Genomic DNA, 20634 nt, shown 5'->3' with positions numbered 1-20634 from the left:
TATGCATTCCCGCCTGCGCGGGAATGACGATGGTGAAAGCCAACTCCGAACGCCCCGTTCATCCTGCGAACACCCGCCCTCCGCCATGGTCTCCGCCCGGCACGCCCCCTACGACCATTCGCTTTCGTTTCCGCCGACGCTCGGCTAAAGGAGCGCGCTTGACCCATCCCCTGGAGCTGTTCCCTTGGCGTTGACCCCGCAGAACAACGATGCCTTCATCCGCGAAGTCGATGACGAAATGCGTCGCGAGCAGATGAGCGCGATCGGTCGCCGCTACGGCCTGTGGATCATCGTCGCGGTGCTGGCGGCGCTGGCGGCGTTCGGCGGCTGGACCTGGTGGCAGCATCATCAGAACACCCTCGCCGCCGAACAGGGGGAGAAGCTGGCCACCGCGCTCGACGAGATCGCACAGGGCCGCGTTGCGCAAGGGACCGCCGAGGTCGCGAAGCTGACGACGTCCGATCGCGACGCCGTCCGCGCCACCGCGCTGCTGACGCAGGCCGATCTGCTGCTGTCGAAGAACGACCTGAAGGGGGCCGCCGCCGCCTTTGGCAAGGTCGCCGCCGACGACTCGCTGGCACAGCCGTTCCGCGACATGGCGCTGGTCCGCCAGACTGCCGTCGAATATGACAGCCTGCAACCGCAACAGGTCATCGACCGGCTGCGCGGCCTCGCCGACAAGGGCAGCCCGTGGCTCGGCAGCGCGGGCGAAATGGTGGCGGTCGCCTATCTCCGTCAGAACAAGCTGCAACAGGCTGGCCAGACCTTTGCCCTGATCGCGCAGACCGACGGCGTGCCGCAATCGGTGCGCGGGCGGGCGGTGCAGATGGCCGGGTCGCTGGGTGTCGACGCGGTCGATGCGTCGGCCAACCAGACCGCCGCGCAATAACGCTTCTCCAGTTTCCGGAACCCCTTCGATGAAGACCCATCTCAAACTCTCGGCGGCGGTCGCGGCGTTGGCGCTGCTGGGCGGTTGCGGCGCCCTGAAGGGCAAGGGCCCGGCGCGCACCCCGATCGTCGGCCAGCGCGTGCCGATCCTTGCATCGGAAAATCTGGCGGAGGTCGATCCGGCGCTCGCCAATCTTCAGGTCGTGTTGCCGCTCGCCGAAACCAACGCCAACTGGGCACAGCCCGGCGGCAATCCGTCGAAGTCGATGGGCCATGTCGCGCTGGCCGATACGCTCAGCCAACGCTGGTCGGTCCGGATCGAGGGCGGCGATACCCGTACGCGGCTTGCCGCCGCGCCGGTCGTCGCCGATGGCCGGCTGTACGTGATCGACGTCAACGGCCTCGTAACGGCGATGGCCGCCGATACCGGCGCGACCGTGTGGACCGCCCCCACCGTCAAGGGCGACGAAAATCGCCGCGCGCGCTTCGGCGGCGGCGTGTCGGTCGACGGCAACCGCGCCTTCGCCACCGATGGCCTTGGCGATGTCGTCGCCTTCGACACCGCCGATGGCAAGGAAGTGTGGCGCGCCAAGCCCGGCGGCCCGCTGCGCGGCGCACCGACCGTCACCAACGGACAGGTCTATGTCGTCAGTCAGGACAACCAGTTGTTCGCGCTCGACCAGACCGATGGCAAGGTCGTCTGGACCCAGTCGGGCAGCCTTGAGTCGCAGGGCGTGTTCGGCGTCGCCGCCCCGGCCTCGGCGCAGGGCACGGTCGTCGCCGGCTTCTCGTCGGGCGAACTGAACGCCTATCGCTATGAAAACGGCCGGTCGGTCTGGGGTGACAGCCTGTCGCGCACCTCGGCCTCGACCTCGGTGTCGGCGCTGGCCGATATCGATGCCGAACCGGTGATCGACAATGGCCGCGTCTATGCGGTCGGGCAGGGCGGGCGCATGGTCGCGCTCGAACTGACGTCCGGTCAGCGGTTGTGGGAACAGAATCTCGCCGGCATCTCGACGCCATGGGTCGCGGGCGAATGGATTTTCGTCGTCACCGACGATGCCCGCCTGCTGTGCATCTCGCGCGGCAGCGGCAAGCTGCGCTGGGTCCAGCAGCTGCCCGGTTTCCGCAACCTCAAGAAGCGCAAGAACCCGATCGGCTGGGTCGGCCCGATCCTGGCGGGCAACCGCCTGATCCTCGCCAATACGCAGGGGCAGCTGGTGTCGGTCTCGACCGCCGATGGCAGCATCACGACGACGCAGGATACCCGGTCGAAGGCCGGTTATTCGCTGTCGCCGATCGTCGCCAACGGCACGCTCTACCTGCTCGACGATGCGGGGCAGCTGACCGCCTGGAAGTAGCCTACCTGCCTCACCCCCTTCGTCATTCCGGCGCAGGCCGGAATCCATGGATGGGGTGAGGTCGCGGCCCCATCGCGAGCACCCGACACAATGGATTCCGGCCTGCGCCGGAATGACGGCTGTGCGGGTGCAAGCGCGCACCCTCGACCCCCCGACCCAATTTCCCTACTATCGCGGCAACCCCGCACCCCAGGAATTCCCATGCCTTTACCCGTCGTCGCCATCATCGGCCGTCCCAATGTCGGCAAGTCGACGCTGTTCAACCGGCTGGTCGGCAAGCGGCTGGCGCTGGTCGACGATCAGCCGGGCGTGACCCGCGACAGGCGCGAGGGGGAGGCGTCGTTGCTCGGCCTCGACTTCACCATCGTCGACACGGCGGGGTTCGAGGATGAGGACGCCGCGACCCTGCCGGGGCGGATGCGGATGCAGACGCAGGCGGCGGTCGAAATGGCCGATGTCGCGCTGTTCATGATCGACGCCCGCGCCGGCATCACGCCGCTGGACGAGGAAATCGCCCGCTGGCTGCGCTCCGCCGACGGCACCGTCGTGCTGGTCGCCAACAAGGCGGAGGGTCGCGCGGGCGAGAACGGCGTGCTCGAATCGCTGGCGCTGGGCTTTGGCGATCCGGTGCAGATGTCGGCCGAACATGGCGAGGGCGTCGCCGACCTGTTCGACGCGCTGCGCCCTTATGTCGAGCGTGAGGACGAGCCGGAGCCCGAGGACGAAGGCGAGTTCGACCCTGAAACCGCGGTTCTCAAGCTCGCGATCGTCGGTCGCCCGAATGCGGGCAAGTCGACGCTCATCAACCGTTTCGTCGGCGAAGACCGCCTGATTACCGGTCCCGAAGCCGGCATCACCCGCGATTCGATCGCGGTCGACTGGGAATGGACCGCCCCCGATGGTCGCGTCCGGCCGGTCCGGCTGATCGACACGGCGGGGATGCGCAAGAAGGCGCGAGTTCAGGAAAAGCTCGAAAAGCTCTCCGTCGCCGACGCGCTGCACGCGATCGACTTTGCCGAGGTCGTCGTGCTGCTTTTGGACGGTACCCGCGGCCTCGAACTGCAGGACATCAAGATCGCCGACCGCGTGCTGCAAGAGGGCCGCGCGCTGGTGATCGCGCTCAACAAATGGGACATCGCCGAACATGCCTCGTCGCTGTTCAACGGCGTGAAGGGCGCGCTTGACGAAGGATTGGCGCAGGCACGCGGCGTGCCACTGCTGACCGTCTCGGCCGCGACCGGCAAGGGGCTGGACGTGCTGATGCAGGCCGCGTTCGAAACGCGCGAGGCATGGGGCCGCCGCGTCTCGACCGGCCAGCTCAACCGCTGGTTCGACCGCGCGCTGGAGGCGAACCCGCCGCCCGCCCCCGGCGGGAAGCGCATCAAGATGCGCTACATCACGCAGAACAACATCCGTCCGCCCAGCTTCGTCCTGTTCGGCACCCGCGTCGATCAGCTGCCCGAAAGCTACAAACGCTATCTTATCAATGGCATCCGCAAGGAATTCGGCTTCGGCGCGGTGCCCGTGCGTCTGAACATGCGGGCACCCAAAAACCCCTTCGACCACAGCAAGTGACGCATATCGACGCCCGCGGCATGCGCTGCCCCTGGCCCGCCATCCGGCTGGCCAGGGCGCTGCGCGACGGGGCGACGATGGTGGAGATCGAGGCCGACGACCCAAGGGCAGCCGGTGAACTGACCAGCGCGGCGAGCGCGGTCGGGGCGCGGCTGGAGGTCGTGCGCGAAGGCTTGTTCCGAATAGAGCGATAGGGCCTGCGGCTCATCACGCCCACCGACCCGTCACCCTGACCCTTGCGCGGCTTCCTCCCTCTCCCACCGGGAGAGAGAAGGGGCCCGTCCGGCGCAGCCGGGTGGGAAGGGTGAGGGCGATCTCGGGTGACGAGAAACGACTCTGTCCTACAACCGCCCGACCATGCCATACCCTTCGGCGTTCTTTCTTCCCGCCGAACCTGCCGCCCGCAAAGCCACGATCTCACGACACCACAAAACGCCCGCGAGTGTGACCTTTGTGACCTTTGAAACCGCTACGGCTGCGCTTCCCAGGGTTTATCCCGCAAATTCAGATGCGTAATCCCCCGCGCCTTCAACCGCGGCCCAAGGAACCGGTAGAAATACCAGTCCTTCGCCGCGAACGGCGTCGCATGGTACAAGAGCCGCTCGGCCAGCGTCCACCGCACCCGCCGCCGGTCCGCCCTGCGCGGCGACGGCGTTGCCCAGAAGCGGAAGGGATAGACCACCCGTCCGAGCTTCGCGACGCGCTGCATGACCTCATGGTCGAGCAGGACATAGGGCCAGAGCGCTTCCGAAAAGCCGCCCGCCTTCACCAGCGCCTGCGTCCGAAACGCCTGCCCATAACCGCCGGTATGCGTCTGCTTCGAGAGCAGTCGCGTCACGATCCCCGAATAGAGCGCCCGCCGCAACGGTTGCCCCAACGCATCGACGCCCAGCGCCATCACCGCCACGACGCGCCGGTCGGCATCGAACGCTCGCTGCGCCTCGGCCAGATAGTGCGGCGGGTACCACGTATCGGCATCGCCGAACGCACAGAATTCGGTGGTCAATTCGGCCATCGCCGTTTCCAGCGCATGGATCTTGCCCGGCCGCGCTTCGGACCGATGGATGACCTCGATCCCCGCCGCGGCGAACCCGCGCGCGACCGCATCCGACCCGTCGGTCGACCCGTTATCGACCAGCACCAGCCGGAACGGCACCGTCTGCCCGGCAAGCGCCGCCAGCGTCGCCGGCAGGAAATCGACTTCGTTGTAATAGGCGATGACGAAGGTCCAGCGCGTCACGCCGCGACCTCGATCAGCGTCCGACACGCCGCCTCCGACGATCGCGGCCCATGCGTCGCGACCGCATGCGCCCGCGCCGCCGTACCCATTGCCTCGACCGCCGCCGGATCGGCCAGCAGGGCGGCCACCTTGTCGCGATAGTCATTGTCCCGGACCAGCAGCCCGCACGTATCGGGGATGACATCCGCCCCGATCCGGTCGTCGAACGCCACTACCGGCAGACCGCACGCCATCGCCTCCGGAATGGCGCGCGGGAAATAGTCGCGGCGTCCGGCATGGAAGAACAGCCGCGCCTGCGCCAGCATCGCCGGCACCTGCCCGTTGGGAACGTGCCCCAGCCATGCGACCTTCGGAAAGCGTGCGCGCAGTTCCGCCGCCTGCGGTCCGTCGCCGATCACCGCCACCCGCAGCGTCTCGGCCAGCGCCGCGATCTCGTCGAACTTCTTGTACGGGCTCAACCGGCTGGTGGCGATCACGTCGAACCGCTTCCCGGCCGCCATGGGCGCGAAGCGATCGGTGTCGATCGTCTTGGGCAGCCGCTGCATCCGTGCCGCCGGCACCGACCGCCGCCAGAAACGCCAGCCGGGATGGGTCAGCTTCGCCTCCTGTACCGATGTTTCGGGAAAGACGAACGCGGCATCCGGCACGATCCGGCTCCAGTAATCGCCGCCGATGATGACCGCGAACCGCCGCCGATCGGGCCGAAGCACCCGGGCGAACAGGTCGAACCCCGCACCGCCATTGCTGCCGACCAGCACGAACAGATCGGCCGGATCGGCGCGCGCCGCCGCGATCATCGCGTCGCTTACTTGATCGCGCGTCCTGGCCGTCGGGTTCGACGGCGCGAACAGCCGGATCGGGTAGGGCGCGACCCCGCCCAGCGCCGCAACGGTAGTGAGGGATGCGGGGGCCAGTGCCCATAGCTCGCTCTCGACGCCCAGTTCGGTCAGGATGCCCGGCATCCGCTTGTCGCGATTGTCCCAGCGGAGCCATTCGGCGGTATCCGCGACGCCGTGATGGCTGGGATAGGTCAGGACGAAGATGATCCGCATCGCCGTTCGGCTACCAGTGCGGGGTCGACAGCGCCACCCGATTGTCGAGTGCGCATGCTGCGGCTAAGGCGCTGGCGATGAACTGGTCGGATGACGGCGCGCGGGTGAGCTGCGTGATGGTGACCGCGAACCGTGCCGCGCTGGCACGGCGGGCGGTCGACTGTTTCCTGCGGCAACGCTGGGCGAACCGCGAACTGGTCGTCGTCGATGACGGCGATCAGGATTATACGCCGCTGTTCGCCGACATCCCCGCCGACCGGCTGATCTACGACCGCGTCGCCAAGACGCCGGAGACGACGCTCGGACGTCTGCGCAACCGCACGCTCGACCTCGCGCGCGGGTTGATCGTCGCACAGTGGGACGATGACGACTGGTATCACCCCGACCGGCTCGCGCGTCAGGTCGCGGTGCTCGAACAGGGCAAGGATGCCTGCGTCCTGCGCGGCACGTTGATGCATCTCGACGCGCCCGGCTGGTTCGATCACCCCTATGTCGGCACGCTGGAGCCGGGCGTCCCCGGCAGCATCGTCCACCGCGCCGATCCGCTGGCACGCTATCCCGAAAAACGGCGCGGCGAGGATACCGACTTTCTTGGGGCTTGGCCGATCGACCGTATCGGCGTGCTCGACGCGCCCGGCCTGTTCGTCCGCGCCTTCCACGGATCGAACACCTGGGAGCGGACCCATTTCGAACGCCGGGTCCGCAACACGCCCGCCGCCGCGATCGAATATGCGCTGCGCTCGCTGCTTCCCGGCGGCACGTGGCGTCATTCGCGCTTCCGGCTCGATCCCGAGACCCGCGCCGCGTTCGAGACGTTCGTCGCCGATTCGCGGGCGGCGGGAGTGTTCGCTTGACCCTCGCCGAACACGGACAGCGGCTGCACCTATGGTCGCAGACCCCGGCCGCCGCCTGGGCAGGCAAGGTGTTCCGCGCGCTGTTCTTCGTTGGCGTGCTGTTGTGGCTGGTGCTGAAGGTCCGCGCGATCGGGTGGAGCAACGTCGCCGCCGCCCTGCCGCGCACACCGTGGTTCTACATCCTGTTCGTCGTGATGTTCATGGCGCTGCCGGTGTCGGAGGTCGGGATCTTCCGCCGCCTGCTCGGACGACCCCTGCCGGGCGCGTTGCCGGTATTCGTGCGCAAGCGGGTCTTCAACTCGGCGTTCGTCGGCTATTCGGGTGAACTCTATTTGTTCGTCTGGGCACGCCAGCGGCTCGGCATCGCGTCGAGGACGCTGCTGCTGGCGATCAAGGACAATGCGATCCTGTCCGCGCTGGCATCGGCGGCGATCACCTCGGGATTGCTCATCATCTTCATGGCGACCGGTCGCGCCAAATGGATCGCCGACTGGCTCCATTCGGCGGGGGGGATGATCCTCGCCGGCCTGCTGGTCGCGGCGTTCCTGACGCCGTTGCTGCTGCGGTTGCGGAGCCAGATCCTGTCGGTGTCATGGCGTGTCGCCGGAACCGTGCTGGCGATCCACGTCGCCCGGATCCTGATCGTCGTGCTGCTACAGGCGACGCAATGGGCGGTGGTGCTGCCCGATCAGTCGTGGGGCGTGTGGATCACCTTCCTGACCGTACAGATGGTCATCAGCCGCCTGCCGATCGTGCCCAATCGCGACCTGCTGTTCCTGTCGGCGGCACTGGAAATGAGCCACATCATCGACGGTCCGCGCGCGGCGATGGCGGGATTGTTGCTGGCGGGTGGCGCGCTGACGCAGGGCAGCAACCTGCTGTTCTTCCTGCTGACCAGCTTCGAACGCCGGCGCGGGACCTTGCCCGTGGCCGATCCCGATCCGGCGTTCGAAGCGGAGATCGCCACGCCGGCGGTGCCGCCGGCGGGCGAATAGCCGTTATGCCTGCGCCCGCTGGCAGATGAAGCGCGACAGTTCCTGCCGCAGCGGTAGCCCGGCGGTCGGGCGCAGCGGCCCGTCATGGGCGACGTTGGTTTCGACATGGGCGCGCGTGTCGGCGACCCCGACGACGTGGAACAGGTTGCGTTCGCAGTCGACTTCGGTGCGGGCATAGACGAAGCGGTCGCCGCGCTGCTGGCGCAGGATCGCGATCGTCGTGCCGCCGGCGGTCTTGCGCTGACGCAACAGCTCATAGCGCGACTGTTTATCCGATGGCGTCGGGATCACCGTGCCCTCCAGCGGATAGCGTTCGATCCCGTTGCCGGCGATCTCGGTCTCGACCAGATGCCGCAGGTCGACCTGCTCCGTCGCGTTCGTCGACGGCACGCTGTTCCCCGACGTTCCGCACGCGGCCAGCAGCGTCCCGCCCAGCAGGGCCGTCATCGCTCGGATCATGAAGCACTTACCTTTCTACCGGGACCAAGACATGTCCGCCAAAATGTCGCGACGCGCCGGCAATTGCCGCGCGAAGGGTCACCGTGATCGCAACGCTCCGACCGCAGTAAGAAAGGCGATGCCCCCCATGGCCAGGACGAGCCCGCCGATATCTTCCCAACCGATCGCCAGCAGGCGGTCGACCTTGTCGGCCCATGGCAGCGTCGTGCGAAGCGTTTCGAATGGAGTGGTCATTGCGCGTTGCAACATAATCACGGATCGCGGGATGAGAACCGCCAAACCGCGCGATCGCTCCCAAGACATCATAAGTTACATGCGCGTAAAAATGGAGAGGGCGACCGGCAACGTGATGCCGCTTGCACGACACAAAACCACCCCATACACCGTCATTCCGTTTATCGATAATGTCTGGGGGTTTCATGTTTCGTACCGTCGCGTCCGTCCTGCTCGCGTCCACGGCGCTTGTCGGGTCCAGTGCGTTTGCCCAGTCCACCGCCGCCGCCGCGCCCGCGCCGATCAAGGCCGCGCCGCTGTCCGCGCTGGTCGCGCCGGTGAACATTCCGTACGAAAAATTCACGCTGGCCAACGGCCTGACCGTCATCACCCACACCGATCGCAAGGCACCGATCGTCGCGGTGTCGGTATGGTACGACGTCGGGTCGAAGCATGAGCCGGCGGGGAAGACCGGGTTCGCGCATCTGTTCGAACATCTCATGTTCAACGGTTCGGAAAACGCGCCGGGTGACTTCTTCGACCCGCTGCGCTCGATCGGCGCGACCGACCTGAACGGTACCACCAGCTACGACCGCACCAATTATTTCGAAACGGTGCCGAAGCCTGCGCTCGACCGCGCGCTGTTCCTCGAATCCGATCGTATGGGCTATCTGCTCGGCGCGGTGACGCAGGGCGTGCTCGATGAACAGCGCGGCGTGGTGCAGAACGAAAAGCGGCAGGGCGACAACCAGCCCTACGGCCTCGTCCGCTACAAGATGACCGAGGGTATCTTCCCGGTCGGCCACCCCTATCGTCATTCGGTGATCGGTTCGATGGCCGATCTCGACGCCGCCAGCCTCGACGACGTGAAGAACTGGTTCCGTGGCCATTACGGTCCGAACAATGCGGTGCTGGTGCTGGCGGGCGATATCGACGCCAGGACGGCCCGTCCGCTGGTCGAGAAATATTTCGGTGCGATTCCGAAGGGGCCGGAATCGGTCCTGCCCAGGATCGACGTGCCGACGCTGGCCGCGCCGGTGCGCGAAGAAATGAAGGACCGCGTCGCCGCGACGATGATCATGAAGGTCTGGCCGGTGCCGGGCCTGAACGATCCCGAAGCGCCCGCGCTCGACGTGGCGATGACCGCGCTCGGCGGGCTTGCCTCGTCGCGGCTCGACAATGAACTGGTCAAGCGCGACAAGCTGGCGGTGCAGGTGTCGGCCGGTGTCCAGTCGCTGTCGCAGGCCGGGATGATCGTCGTCCGCGCGGTGGTCCGCCCCGGCGTCGATGCGAAGCTGGTCGAGGCGAAGCTGGACCAGATCATCGCCGACTATCTGCGCACCGGCCCGACCGCCGACGAGGTGGCGCGCGTCGCCACCACCAACGTGTCGAGCACCATTTCCGGTCTCGAGTCGGTCGGCGGCTTCGGGGGCAAGGCGGTCGCGCTGGCGCAGGGGCAGCTCTACTCGAACGATCCGGGCTTCTATAAGAAGGAACTGACCGCGCTGGCGACGATGACGCCGGACCGTGCTCGTGCCGCCGCGCAGAAGTGGATGTCGCGCCCGGCTTATACGCTGGTCGTCGTTCCCGGTGCCCGCGAAGGCTATGAAGAGGCGAAGGCGGTCCCCAAGGTCGCCGATAACGGCGTACCCGCTCCGGCCGAAGGTCCGGCAAAGGGCACGCGCGGCGCGATGCCCGCCGTGCCCGATGCCGGCGGCCAGTTGCAATTCCCCACGGTGACGCGCAGCCGCCTCGCCAACGGTATGGAACTGGTCTACGCCCAGCGCACCGCCGTTCCGGTCACACAGGTGTCGTTGGCCTTCGACGCCGGGATCGCCGCCGACGTGCCGGGCAAACTCGGCACTGCCGGCATGACGATGGCGGTGCTCGACGAAGGCACCACCACCCGCAATTCGATCGCGCTGGCCGAGGTAAAGGAAACGCTCGGCATGTCGATCTATGGCGGCAATTCGGCCGACCAGACGACGATCGGCTTCTCGACGCCCAGCGCCAATCTGAACAGTTCGGCGCTGCTGTTCGCCGATGTGCTGCGCAATCCGGCGTTCGATCCGGCGGAAATCGAGCGGGTGCGCGGTCAGGTGCTGGCGCAGATCGGCCAGCAGCGGACCAATCCGCAGGGGCTGGCCGACATGACCCTGCCGCCGCTGCTCTACGGCGCGGACTCGCCCTATGCGAAGCTGGCGGCGGGCGTCGGTGATCCGGCGGCGGTCGCGTCGCTGACCCGCGGCGATCTGATGGCATGGCGCGGTGCGTGGCTGCGGCCGGACAAGGCGAAGGTCTTCGTCGTGTCCGACCGTCCGCTGACCGAGGTGCAGGCCGCGCTCAACGCCGGTCTTGGCGACTGGCGCGCGACCGGCCCGGCGGGGACCAAGGCCTTCCCGCCGCTGCGAGCGGTGACGACGCCCAAGATCGTGCTGATCGACCGCCCCGATTCGCCGCAATCGCTGATCGTCGCGGCGCAGATGACGCCCCTTGAGGCAAAGACCGACACGCTGGCGGCCACCACCGCCAACACCGTGCTCGGTTCGGGCTTCCTCAGTCGGATCAACATGGACCTGCGTGAAGCGAAGCACTGGTCCTATGGCGCGGGCGGTGGCTATCGCCTGATGCAGAACGCCGTCCCCTATGTCATCACCGCACCGGTGCAGGCCGACAAGACCGGTCCGGCGATCGCGTCGCTGCGTGAACAGATCAGCGGCTTCCTCGGCAAGCAGGGCGTTACCCGGGTCGAGTTCCAGCGGTCGATCGACGGCGAAACCCGTCAGCTGGCCGGCACGTACGAAACGGCAGGTGCGGTGCTCGGGGCGATGCAGTCCAACGACTTCCTCGGCCGACCCGACAATTATCAGGCGACCCTGCCGCAAAAATATCGTGCGCTCACCATCCCGCAGCTTGACGCTGCGGCACGGCGGGCACTCGATCCCAATCGCTTCGTTTACGTGGTCGTCGGCAATGCGGCGACCGTCCGGCCGCAGCTTGACGCGCTCGGTCTGCCGGTGGAGGTGGTAGCGGCAACGCCGCCGTCCGCTCCGGCCGCCGCGGCAAAGTAGGGAGAGCGAAGATGGCGAATGTCGATGGCAGCTGGAACACGATCACCAAGTCGCCGATGGGCGACCAGCAGGCGACGCTGACCGTCAAGAGCGACGGTGGCAGCTTCACCGGCAGCTATTCCGGGGCGATGGGATCGACCGAGATCACCGATGGCAAGGTCGATGGCGACAAGCTGTCGTGGAAGGTCGCGATCGTCGTGCCGATGCCGATGACGCTCGACTGCGAGGCGACCGTCGAGGGTGACACCATTTCGGGGACGGTCGGCGCAGGCGCGTTCGGCAGCTTCCCGATGGCGGGCAATCGCGCCGGCTGATCCGCTGCGCCGAACCGGAAACGGCCCGTCCGCAGTCGATGCGGGCGGGCCGTTTGCGTTTGGTGGTGCCTGCGCCGGAAACCGTATCCCCGCGCAGGTACCGCGGGCAGGCAGTTTGCGATTGGTTGTGCCCTCAGCCCGGACCGTATCCCCGCGCAGGCGGGGACCCAGGGTGACGGATCGGAACGCCCTTGGCTCTGGACCCCCGCCTCCGCCGAGGGTACGGCTGATCCGCCATTCATGCGACCGGCCACGGTATCTGGACCCTTGCCCGCGCAGGGGTACGACCAGCGGCTCGGTTACTCCGCCGCCCGCGCTTCCGCCTCGATCTCCGGCAACCCCGCCGTGCGCGGGCGCTCCCCCGGATCGGGCGCATAGCCGGTCAGCAGCCGCGCCCCCCGGCCATAGGTGAACCACGACCACGCCCAGTGGACATAGACCGACACGCGGCTGCGGAAATCGACCAGCAGCATCAGGTGGACCAGCGACCATGCCAGCCACGCGATGAAGCCGTTCAGTTTCAGCCCGGCAATCTCCGCCACCGCGCGCGACCGGCCGATCACCGCCATCGTCCCGTAATCGCGATACCGGAACGTGTCGCTCGGCGTACGTCCGGCAATCTTCGCCGCCAGCAACGCGCCGACGAACTGCCCCTGCTGCTTGGCGACGGGCGCGAGGCCGGGCAGGGGGCCGTCACCGGTATCGAAGCTGGCGACATCGCCGATCGCGAAGATGTTGGGATGGCCCGGCACCGAACAGTCCGGCCGCACCTTCACCGCGCCGTTGCGCGCGGCATCGGCCGACAGCCATGCGGCCGCCGGGCGTGCTTCCGTTCCCGCTGCCCATAGCACCGCCGCCGCATCGATCCGCTGGTCGCCGACCGTCAGCCCGCGTTCGTCGATCGCCTGCACTTTCTCGCCGGTCCGCACCTCGACGCCGAGCGATTCGAGCATCGCGCGGGCCGCCTGCGACAGTTTCGGGTCGAAAGCACCGAGGATATGATCGCCCATCTCGCACAACACCACCCGCGTCGCGCGCGGATCGACCCGGCTGAAATCGCGTGCCAGCGTCGTGCGCGCCAGTTCGGCAATGGTGCCGGCCAGTTCGACCCCGGTCGGCCCGCCACCGACGACGGCAAAGGTCAGCAGGCGTCGTAGTTCGGCCGGGTCGTCGCATTGCTCGGCCCGCTCGAACGCACCCAGCAATGCTGCCCGGATCGCCAGCGCATCATCGATCGATTTGAGGACGAAGGCATGGTCGCGCCAGCCATCGTTCCCGAAGAAGCTGTAGCCCGCACCGGTTGCCAGGATCAGGTAGTCGAAGCGAATTCGCCGTCCATCGGCAAGGCAGAGTTCGTTGGCGGCAGCGTCGACCCCGCACGCCTCCGCCATCAATATGCGCGTGTTTGTATTGCGACGCAGCAGAGCGCGATTGGCGGTCGCGATGTCCGCCGGCGACAGCGCCGCGCCCGCCACCTGATACAGCAACGGCTGGAACAGATGGTGGTTGGTCCGGTCGATCAGCGTCACATCGGTGTCGGTTCCTCGCAGCGCCTGTGCTGCGGCGATCCCGCCAAAGCCGGCACCCAAGATGATGATCTGGGGTCGCATACCGCCTCCATCCGCCATTTTTGCGGGTCCGGCCGCACCCTGCGACCGGATCACCAATCCGTCAGGTCCGCGATCGTTGCGGGTGTTGCCGCGACGTCGCACCATCCTCGCCATATTGCCACCATGGTCCGGGCAGTGCCGCCATGGTTCGTTCATCGCTCTGAAAGATACCGTGGCCGTTATACCACACATCCCAGTTTCATGACGCCAGTGTTGCGATGCAATGCAACCTCGCCGGTGCTGCCGGGTTCAGAGGGGCCACGGACAAACCGGCACAGCTTCGATGCCGGGACCGTAAACGCTGATGAGGTTTTGTATGCGTAAGCTTTTCACCGTCGCTGCAGCCGCTGCCGCTTTCGTGGCTGTCCCTGCCTTCGCGCAGGACATGTCGACCACGACGCAGGACACGACGACGACGACCACCACCGAACCCGCCCCCGCCGTGACCGCACCGGACGGCACCAGCGGCATCGGTTTCGAACCCTATGTCGCCGTCATGGGCGGCTGGGAGCAGTTCGACTCCGAGCGTACCGATGCCGGCATCCCGCAGGTTCCGCGTAACGACAAGCTGAACGGCGCACTGGTCGAAGGTATCGTCGGCTTCAACGTGCCGCTGGGCCCGGTGTTCGTCGGTGCCGAAGGTAGCGTTTCGAAGGGCGTGTCGGGCGACATCGATTGGGATTACGGCGCAGCCGGCCGTTTCGGCTTCCGCGCCGGTGACTCGGGCCTGATCTACGGCAAGGTCGGCTATCGCTGGGTCAATTTCGACCGGTTCGGCACCGCCAGCCGCGACTATCACGAAATGACCTACGGCGCCGGTTTCGAAGTCGGTCCGAAGGACATCGGTCTGGGCGGCATCACCGGCAACTCGGGTGTCCGCCTGCGCGGCGAAGTGTCGACCTTCGGCTCGGCACACAGCTTCCGTCCGATGCTGGGTCTGACGACCCACTTCTAAGTATCGGCCGTGTTCGGGCGGGTCCGGCGTATCGGGACCCGCCCCGGTATCTGCGTACGGAATGAGGCTCCGGGCGATGGCTCGGGGCCTTTTTCTTTGAGGTATCTGCTGGCTAGGTGCATGATCGACCTGACCGGTAAGGATCGACGATGCTGACTGCATTGCTGTTCATGATTGCGGTGCAAACGGATTATTTCACAAGCCAATGTGAGCGACGGGCGTTCGGTTGCGCTTCGGGGCATGCAGGAACAGGCATCACCCAGCCCCACGCGGACAGGTATCAGCAGCCGTTCAGCGTAGCCGGTGAGCCTTCGCTGTACCAGCGGTCGCGTTTAGGCGACGGCGACGCCCTGCGGTTTACATGGCTCCCGACATTCCATCCGGCCGTGACGGTTCGAATCGAGGGGCTGACCTCGCCACGACCGCGCTTGATCGCGCATCGGCTGGAGGGGAGGGCCGGATTCGCCGCGAACGCCGTCGCCGATCGCGTTGATCGCTTTTTGACACCGCGTGAAATCACCGATCTAGGCACGCACTTGGCTTCGAACGATCCGTTTATGCAGGACGAGGTGCGGGATACAGGCGTACGAATGTTGGATGGGTCGCGATGGTTGGTCGAACGCGTTACCGGGCACGACTATAAGATTGTCGAACGCGCAAACCCGAATGAAGGGCCGATCTATACCACCGGCATGGCCATGTTGCGGCTGACCGGCTGGAAATTCGGCAAGATTTATTGAAAAAGGCCGCCGGGCGCGAACCCGACGGCCTGTTTCCCGCAGGACAACGGGAACGCTTATTCCTCGACGGTCACCCGACCGCGACGGACGATCATGCCACGCTCCGCCATTTCCTTGCGGAAATCATGCTCGGCGTCGGCGACCTCGCGGCGATATTCGTGCCACGCATCTTCCCGCGACGATGCGTCCTTGGCGCGGCGCAGATCGCTGCGCAACTCGCGTTTCGCTTCGGAGATGTCGGTCTTATAATCGAGATAATAGGGATTATAGTCCGAATAGACCGGTACCGAACGATCTTTTGCCAGCGATGGCGTAGCGATACAGGCAGTCGCGGCGGCGGCGATCAACAATGGAAAGCGGTTCATGGGTCTTCTCCCTTTTCCTGAACTTGCCGCGATACAACCCGCACGGTTCGATGACGGTTCCTTCATCTGCGGTTCATCTGACGGGCGCGGATCGGTAACTTGGCGGCACACCCATGCGCTTGCCGAAGCTGGTGGCAATACCGATTTCCATAGCATTCGCAGCAGGGGAAGAAGACGATGGCCGGACGCGTGAAGCGCAAGGCAGGACTGGCCGCAGCCGAGGCGCTGGTCGCGCGCACGCTCGATCCGATGGCCTGCGCGCTCTGCCGCCGCCCGATCGGCACGCAGGTCGAATGGCATCACCGCGTGCCCAAGAGCGAGGGCGGCCGCGAGACGATCCCCGTCCACCCGATCTGCCACCGCACCATCCACGCCAGCGCGACCAACACCGAACTCGCCGGCCCGCTCGCCGATCTCGACACGCTACGCGACATACCCGCAGTCGCAAAGTTCGTGAAATGGGTCGCCGACAAGCCCGTCGACTTCCGGGTACCGGTGCGTCGCGGGCGGTAAGGCGAGCGCCGGTCTGTCGTAACGAGGGGAAGCTTCGACCTTGCCAGTTCGTCGTCCCCGCGCAGGCGGGGACCCATACACGCCGCCCCGGCAACTCCGGCACGAACGCCAGCGCCGACGGATTCCTATCTGCGCAGGAAGGATGCAAGGGCTCGCCGCCACGCCCTTGGCAACCAGCATCATTTCAACTGTCCTACATGATCGGCCTTGGCCATCATGCCGCCGCTCCGGCCAGCACCCGCGCTTTTCGACATCGCAGATCGAATGCCACGCCAATAGCGTGCGAGTGTGACCTTTGTGACCTTTGGCGCAGCGGCCACGGGCGAAGGCCATGCCGCCGGTCGCGTCTACCGGCTCGGGGCAGCTTGCGCTGCCCCTTGCCCCGCGCTTATTCCGCCGCCACGCCCCCGAACATGTCGCCCATGCCGCTGGCTTCCTCGTTCGCAGGTGCCACGACCTTCGCCTTCTGCCGCTTGTCGAAGCCGTCCCAGACCTCGTTCCAGTTGCCGCGCGTCGCCGCCTTCGAATATTCGGTCGCGCGCTGTTCGAAGAAGTTCGCATGTTCGACGCCGTTCAGCAGCGGGGCCAGCCACGGCAGGGGATGTTCGTCGATCAGATAGATCGGCTTCATACCCAGTTGCCCGAGCCGCCAGTCGGCGATGTAGCGGATATATTTCTTGATCTCCTTCGCGGTCATGCCGTGGACCGGCCCCATTTCGAAGGCGAGATCGATGAAATTGTCCTCCAGCCGCACCGTCGTCTGGCACATGTCGGCGATGTCGTCGCGCACGGCGCGCGTCATGCAGTCGCGTTCCTTGCAGAAGGCGTGGAACAGCTTGATGATCCCTTCGCAGTGCAGGCTCTCGTCGCGGACCGACCACGACACGATCTGCCCCATGCCCTTCATCTTGTTGAAGCGCGGAAAGTTCATCAGCATTGCGAACGACGCGAACAGCTGCAATCCTTCGGTAAAGCCGCCGAACATCGCCAGCGTCTTGGCGATATCCTCATCGGTATCGACGCCGAAATTCTGCAGATAATCGTGCTTGTCCTTCATCTCGCTATATTCGAGGAAGGCGCCATATTCGCTCTCGGGCATCCCGATCGTGTCGAGCAGGTGGCTGTACGCCGCGATATGCACCGTCTCCATGTTGGAGAAGGCGGCGAGCATCATCTTGACCTCGGTCGGCTTGAAGATGCGACCATATTTTTCGTGGTAGCAGTCCTGCACCTCGACATCCGCCTGGGTGAAGAAGCGGAAGATCTGCGTCAGCAGGTTGCGCTCGTGCGGCGTCAGCTTCTGCGCCCAGTCGCGGCAATCCTCGCCCAACGGCACCTCTTCGGGCATCCAGTGGATCTGCTGCTGACGCTTCCAGAAATCGAACGCCCAGGGGTATTCGAACGGCTTGTACTGCTTGCGGGCTTCGGTGAGCGACATGGGGTTACTCCGGGGAAACTTTGGTTTGCTTTGAAATTTTGGTGCTCCCGCGCAGGCGGGAGCCTAGGGTCGCGAACGTCGTCGCTTGTGGCTCTGCACCCCCGCCTCCGCGGGGGTGCGGTCAGGTCTTTTCATGGCGTGCTGTTCCAAGACCACTGCGCGATCCCGAAGATCGCAAGGATGATCCCGAGCGCCAACGCCATCATCCCTGTCATGCCATGGGCATAGCGGCTCTGCTGCGTCCCCCGCGACCGGAGGCGAAGCAGCAGCCACAGGCCGATGCCACCCGCGACCAGCGCCACGGCCAGCATGATGATGACGTTCGCGGTCATGCGACCAACTGCGGGGACGTGCGTTTGACCGCCGCCCCCAATGGAGAAATAGCATGGCCGATCTCAGCAACATCAACGAACACGCCGAAGTCATCGGTGCCGATGGCGTCCATGTCGGCACCGTCGACCGCGTCGAAGGCGACCGCATCAAGCTGACCAAGAAGGACAGCGGCGCACAGGTCGAAGGGGCGGACAGCTCGCATGAAGGGCATCACCATTATATCGACGGCGGCCTCGTCGCCGAGGTCGAAGGCAACACCGTCCGGCTGTCCGCAAATGCCGATGTCGCGGTTACGTTCGAAACCGAAGAGGATGGTGCCGCCATCTGATCGATCGCGAACATCGCGACGGGGAAGGGGGCCGCGTGCCCCCTTTTTCATGGCCCGAACCGCCACGCCGTCAGACGGGACGGGTGCGCCGCCCCGCTGCCCGACGTGGCGAGTCAGCGATTTGCTTGAGCAAATCGCTGCCGCCCGCTTACTGACAGGCCAGGCACTCGTCATAATCGGTCGTCTCGCCCAGATCGAACTTGGCCAGCTCGGACGTATTGTCCGCCTCGACACCACCGGCGAACCCGGCGCGCTGCACCGACTTGGACCGCAGATAATAGAGCGATTTGATGCCCAGTTCCCATGCGCGGTAGTGGAGCATCAGCAGGTCCCACTTCTCGACATCGGCCGGGATGAACAGGTTCAGCGACTGCGCCTGATCGATGAACGGCGCACGGTCGCCGGCCAGTTCGAGCAGCCAGCGCTGATCGATCTCGAAGCTGGTCTTGTACGTGTCCTTTTCTTCCTGGCTCAGGAAATCGAGGTGCTGCACCGAACCGCCGCGCTCGAGGATCGTGTTCCACACCGCATCGCTGTTCTTCGACTTCGCGATCAGCAGCTTTTCGAGATACGGGTTCTTCACCGACCACGACCCCGACAGCGTCTTGTGGGTGTAGATGTTCGCCGGGATCGGTTCGATGCAGGCGCTGGTACCGCCGCAGATGATGCTGATCGACGCGGTCGGCGCGATCGCCATCTTGCAGCTGAACCGCTCCATCACGCCCATGTCGGCGGCGTCGGGGCAGGGCCCGCGCTCGGTGGCGAGGTGCATCGACGCCTCGTTCACCTGCGCGTTGACGTGGCGGAAAATCTTGAGGTTCCATGCCTTCGCCATCGCCCCTTCGAACGGCAAGCTGCGCGCCTGCAGGAACGAGTGGAAGCCCATGACGCCCAGACCGACCGACCGCTCACGGCTGGCCGAATAGCGGGCACGCGCCATCTCGTCGGGTGCGCGCTCGATATAGTCGGTCAGGACGTTGTCGAGGAAACGCATCACGTCCTCGATGAACCGCTTGTCGCCGTTCCATTCGTCCCAGGTTTCGAGGTTCAGCGACGACAGGCAGCACACGGCGGTGCGGTCGTTGCCGAGGTGATCCTTGCCGGTCGGCAGCGTGATCTCGCTGCACAGGTTCGACGTCGAGACCTTCAGGCCCAGATCGCGGTGATGCTTGGGCATCGTGTTGTTCACATGGTCGCTGAACACGATGTACGGTTCGCCGGTCGCCAGCCGCGTCTCGACCAGCTTCTGGAACAGCGAACGCGCATCGACGACCGCGCGCTGCGATCCGTCCTTGGGGCTTTTCAGCGCCCATTCGGTACCGTCGCGGACCGCTTCCATGAACGCGTCGGGGATCAGCACGCCATGGTGCAGGTTCAACGCCTTGCGGTTGAAATCGCCGCTGGGCTTGCGGATTTCGAGGAACTCCTCGATTTCCGGATGGCTGACGTCGAGATAGCAGGCGGCCGACCCGCGACGCAGCGACCCTTGCGAAATCGCGAGGGTCAGCGAATCCATGACGCGGACGAACGGGATGATGCCGCTGGTCTTGCCGTTCAGTCCGACCGGCTCGCCGATGCCGCGCACGCTGCCCCAATAGGTGCCGATGCCGCCGCCGCGCGACGCCAGCCACACATTCTCGTTCCACGTCTCGACGATGCCTTCGAGGCTGTCGGGAACCGAGTTGAGATAGCAGCTGATCGGCAGGCCGCGCCCGGTGCCGCCGTTCGACAGGACCGGCGTGGCCGGCATGAACCACAGCTTCGAGATATAGTCGTACAGCCGCTGGGCATGCGCGGCATCATCGGCATAGGCCGACGCGACTCGCACGAACAGATCCTGATACGATTCGCCCGGCAGCAGATAGCGGTCCTTCAGTGTGTCCTTGCCGAAATCGGTCAGCAGTGCGTCGCGCGAATGGTCGACCTCGACCGCGTGCAGCTGCGCGTCGACGGTGTGGCTGGTGCGTTCCGGGGCCGGGGCGGCGGGGGCCGGATCGGCGAATTGCAGTTCGTTCATCTGGGCATCCTGACTATCCTGGAAGGTCATCGTCCCGTTCCTCTTGTGTTCTAGCACGGAGCGATGCCCCTGTCGATTTCTACGGAACGTCCGCGCATGCCATCGCCCTTGACAAGTATCGGCGGCATTGGAGGTTCCAGCAGGCGTGACACAATACATAGCGCCCGTCCTGCGTCCGGAACCACTAATTGTAGGAAAGCGGCCGACGCGCAAGTCGGCAATTACAACCTTTGCCGCGCGGCTCGACCGGCTCGACCGCCGCTCCCGACGCGACGCGCGGCGATCCGCCGGGTTCGCGAAATGCAAGCGAACT

21 protein-coding genes are annotated in these 20634 nt (G+C 65.9%); 12 read left to right on the top strand and 9 right to left on the bottom strand.

Annotation, left to right across the window (positions count from 1 at the left end; all coding sequences use genetic code 11):
- Positions 1 to 184: 184 nt before the first annotated feature.
- From ASE90_RS03380 to ASE90_RS03365, 4 genes are all read left to right on the top strand, one after another.
- Positions 185 to 889, top strand: a complete 705-nt coding sequence (locus ASE90_RS03380; RefSeq protein WP_055995911.1) for a tetratricopeptide repeat protein — start codon at positions 185 to 187, stop codon at positions 887 to 889.
- Between the two features lie 28 nt (positions 890 to 917).
- Complete coding sequence (locus ASE90_RS03375; protein ID WP_055995908.1) at positions 918 to 2249, top strand: PQQ-like beta-propeller repeat protein; 1332 nt, start codon at positions 918 to 920, stop codon at positions 2247 to 2249.
- 201 nt (positions 2250 to 2450) lie between these two features.
- Positions 2451 to 3824, top strand: a complete 1374-nt coding sequence (der, locus tag ASE90_RS03370; protein ID WP_055995905.1) for a ribosome biogenesis GTPase Der — start codon at positions 2451 to 2453, stop codon at positions 3822 to 3824.
- A 20-nt stretch (positions 3825 to 3844) separates the two neighbouring features.
- A complete protein-coding gene (locus ASE90_RS03365) occupies positions 3845 to 4018 on the top strand; it encodes a hypothetical protein (RefSeq protein ID WP_082449524.1) in 174 nt (57 codons plus the stop codon).
- Positions 4019 to 4293: 275 nt separating this feature from the next.
- Here the strand turns inward: ASE90_RS03365 and ASE90_RS03360 are convergent, their stop codons facing one another.
- Together ASE90_RS03360 and ASE90_RS03355 are read right to left on the bottom strand one after the other, a co-directional pair.
- The gene (locus tag ASE90_RS03360; RefSeq protein ID WP_055995899.1) at positions 4294 to 5064 is read right to left on the bottom strand and encodes a glycosyltransferase family 2 protein; all 771 of its coding nucleotides are present in this window, start codon (positions 5062 to 5064) and stop codon (positions 4294 to 4296) included.
- The gene (locus ASE90_RS03355; protein WP_055995896.1) at positions 5061 to 6116 is read right to left on the bottom strand and encodes a glycosyltransferase; all 1056 of its coding nucleotides are present in this window, start codon (positions 6114 to 6116) and stop codon (positions 5061 to 5063) included. Before ASE90_RS03355 ends, ASE90_RS03360 begins: the two co-directional genes overlap by 4 nt.
- Before the next feature lie 77 nt (positions 6117 to 6193).
- On the opposite strand from ASE90_RS03355, the gene ASE90_RS03350 reads away from it, so the two are divergent.
- Both ASE90_RS03350 and ASE90_RS03345 read left to right on the top strand, forming a co-directional pair.
- Complete coding sequence (locus ASE90_RS03350; RefSeq protein ID WP_055995893.1) at positions 6194 to 6970, top strand: glycosyltransferase family A protein; 777 nt, start codon at positions 6194 to 6196, stop codon at positions 6968 to 6970.
- Positions 6967 to 7965: a hypothetical protein gene (locus tag ASE90_RS03345; protein ID WP_055995890.1), complete on the top strand. Its 999-nt coding sequence runs from the start codon at positions 6967 to 6969 to the stop codon at positions 7963 to 7965. The genes ASE90_RS03350 and ASE90_RS03345 overlap by 4 nt, the downstream gene beginning before the upstream one ends.
- A gap of 3 nt (positions 7966 to 7968) precedes the next feature.
- Here ASE90_RS03345 and ASE90_RS03340 read toward each other — a convergent pair whose 3' ends face one another.
- Together ASE90_RS03340 and ASE90_RS19500 are read right to left on the bottom strand one after the other, a co-directional pair.
- Positions 7969 to 8424 carry a hypothetical protein gene (locus ASE90_RS03340; RefSeq protein ID WP_156361399.1) on the bottom strand — a complete coding sequence of 152 codons (456 nt, stop codon included), beginning with the start codon at positions 8422 to 8424 and terminating at the stop codon, positions 7969 to 7971.
- A gap of 78 nt (positions 8425 to 8502) precedes the next feature.
- Positions 8503 to 8658, bottom strand: coding sequence for a hypothetical protein (locus ASE90_RS19500; protein ID WP_156361398.1), 156 nt, complete (start codon positions 8656 to 8658; stop codon positions 8503 to 8505).
- Positions 8659 to 8843: 185 nt separating this feature from the next.
- Between ASE90_RS19500 and ASE90_RS03335 the strand changes: the two genes are divergently transcribed.
- A complete protein-coding gene (locus ASE90_RS03335; protein WP_055995883.1) occupies positions 8844 to 11708 on the top strand; it encodes a M16 family metallopeptidase in 2865 nt (954 codons plus the stop codon).
- Between the two features lie 11 nt (positions 11709 to 11719).
- Positions 11720 to 12022 (top strand): hypothetical protein, encoded by a 303-nt coding sequence (locus ASE90_RS03330; protein ID WP_055995881.1) that lies wholly within the window; start codon positions 11720 to 11722, stop codon positions 12020 to 12022.
- Between the two features lie 299 nt (positions 12023 to 12321).
- Here ASE90_RS03330 and ASE90_RS03325 read toward each other — a convergent pair whose 3' ends face one another.
- Positions 12322 to 13632 (bottom strand): NAD(P)/FAD-dependent oxidoreductase, encoded by a 1311-nt coding sequence (locus ASE90_RS03325; protein WP_082449520.1) that lies wholly within the window; start codon positions 13630 to 13632, stop codon positions 12322 to 12324.
- 316 nt (positions 13633 to 13948) lie between these two features.
- Here ASE90_RS03325 and ASE90_RS03320 point away from each other — a divergent pair, with 316 nt between their 5' ends.
- Together ASE90_RS03320 and ASE90_RS19495 are read left to right on the top strand one after the other, a co-directional pair.
- Complete coding sequence (locus ASE90_RS03320) at positions 13949 to 14587, top strand: outer membrane protein (protein WP_055995878.1); 639 nt, start codon at positions 13949 to 13951, stop codon at positions 14585 to 14587.
- A gap of 149 nt (positions 14588 to 14736) precedes the next feature.
- Complete coding sequence (locus ASE90_RS19495) at positions 14737 to 15327, top strand: hypothetical protein (protein WP_156361397.1); 591 nt, start codon at positions 14737 to 14739, stop codon at positions 15325 to 15327.
- A gap of 56 nt (positions 15328 to 15383) precedes the next feature.
- Here the strand turns inward: ASE90_RS19495 and ASE90_RS03310 are convergent, their stop codons facing one another.
- On the bottom strand, positions 15384 to 15692 hold the full coding sequence (locus tag ASE90_RS03310; RefSeq protein WP_055995871.1) for a hypothetical protein: 309 nt from the start codon (positions 15690 to 15692) through the stop codon (positions 15384 to 15386).
- A gap of 249 nt (positions 15693 to 15941) precedes the next feature.
- Between ASE90_RS03310 and ASE90_RS03305 the strand changes: the two genes are divergently transcribed.
- Complete coding sequence (locus tag ASE90_RS03305) at positions 15942 to 16205, top strand: HNH endonuclease (RefSeq protein ID WP_055997206.1); 264 nt, start codon at positions 15942 to 15944, stop codon at positions 16203 to 16205.
- Positions 16206 to 16593: 388 nt separating this feature from the next.
- On the opposite strand, the gene ASE90_RS03300 is transcribed toward ASE90_RS03305, so the two are convergent.
- Both ASE90_RS03300 and ASE90_RS03295 read right to left on the bottom strand, forming a co-directional pair.
- On the bottom strand, positions 16594 to 17643 hold the full coding sequence (locus ASE90_RS03300) for a ribonucleotide-diphosphate reductase subunit beta (RefSeq protein WP_055995868.1): 1050 nt from the start codon (positions 17641 to 17643) through the stop codon (positions 16594 to 16596).
- A 131-nt stretch (positions 17644 to 17774) separates the two neighbouring features.
- Positions 17775 to 17975: a hypothetical protein gene (locus tag ASE90_RS03295; RefSeq protein ID WP_055995865.1), complete on the bottom strand. Its 201-nt coding sequence runs from the start codon at positions 17973 to 17975 to the stop codon at positions 17775 to 17777.
- Between the two features lie 53 nt (positions 17976 to 18028).
- Between ASE90_RS03295 and ASE90_RS03290 the strand changes: the two genes are divergently transcribed.
- Positions 18029 to 18304: a DUF2171 domain-containing protein gene (locus ASE90_RS03290; RefSeq protein ID WP_055995862.1), complete on the top strand. Its 276-nt coding sequence runs from the start codon at positions 18029 to 18031 to the stop codon at positions 18302 to 18304.
- A gap of 148 nt (positions 18305 to 18452) precedes the next feature.
- Here the strand turns inward: ASE90_RS03290 and ASE90_RS03285 are convergent, their stop codons facing one another.
- Positions 18453 to 20351 (bottom strand): ribonucleoside-diphosphate reductase subunit alpha, encoded by a 1899-nt coding sequence (locus tag ASE90_RS03285; protein ID WP_055995859.1) that lies wholly within the window; start codon positions 20349 to 20351, stop codon positions 18453 to 18455.
- Positions 20352 to 20634 lie beyond the last annotated feature (283 nt).

It is taken from the genome of Sphingomonas sp. Leaf67, from assembly GCF_001421965.1.
Classification (GTDB): Bacteria; Pseudomonadota; Alphaproteobacteria; order Sphingomonadales; family Sphingomonadaceae; genus Sphingomonas.
The sequence above is the reverse complement of the archived record's forward strand: the minus strand, read 5'-3'. Positions and strand labels throughout refer to the sequence as shown.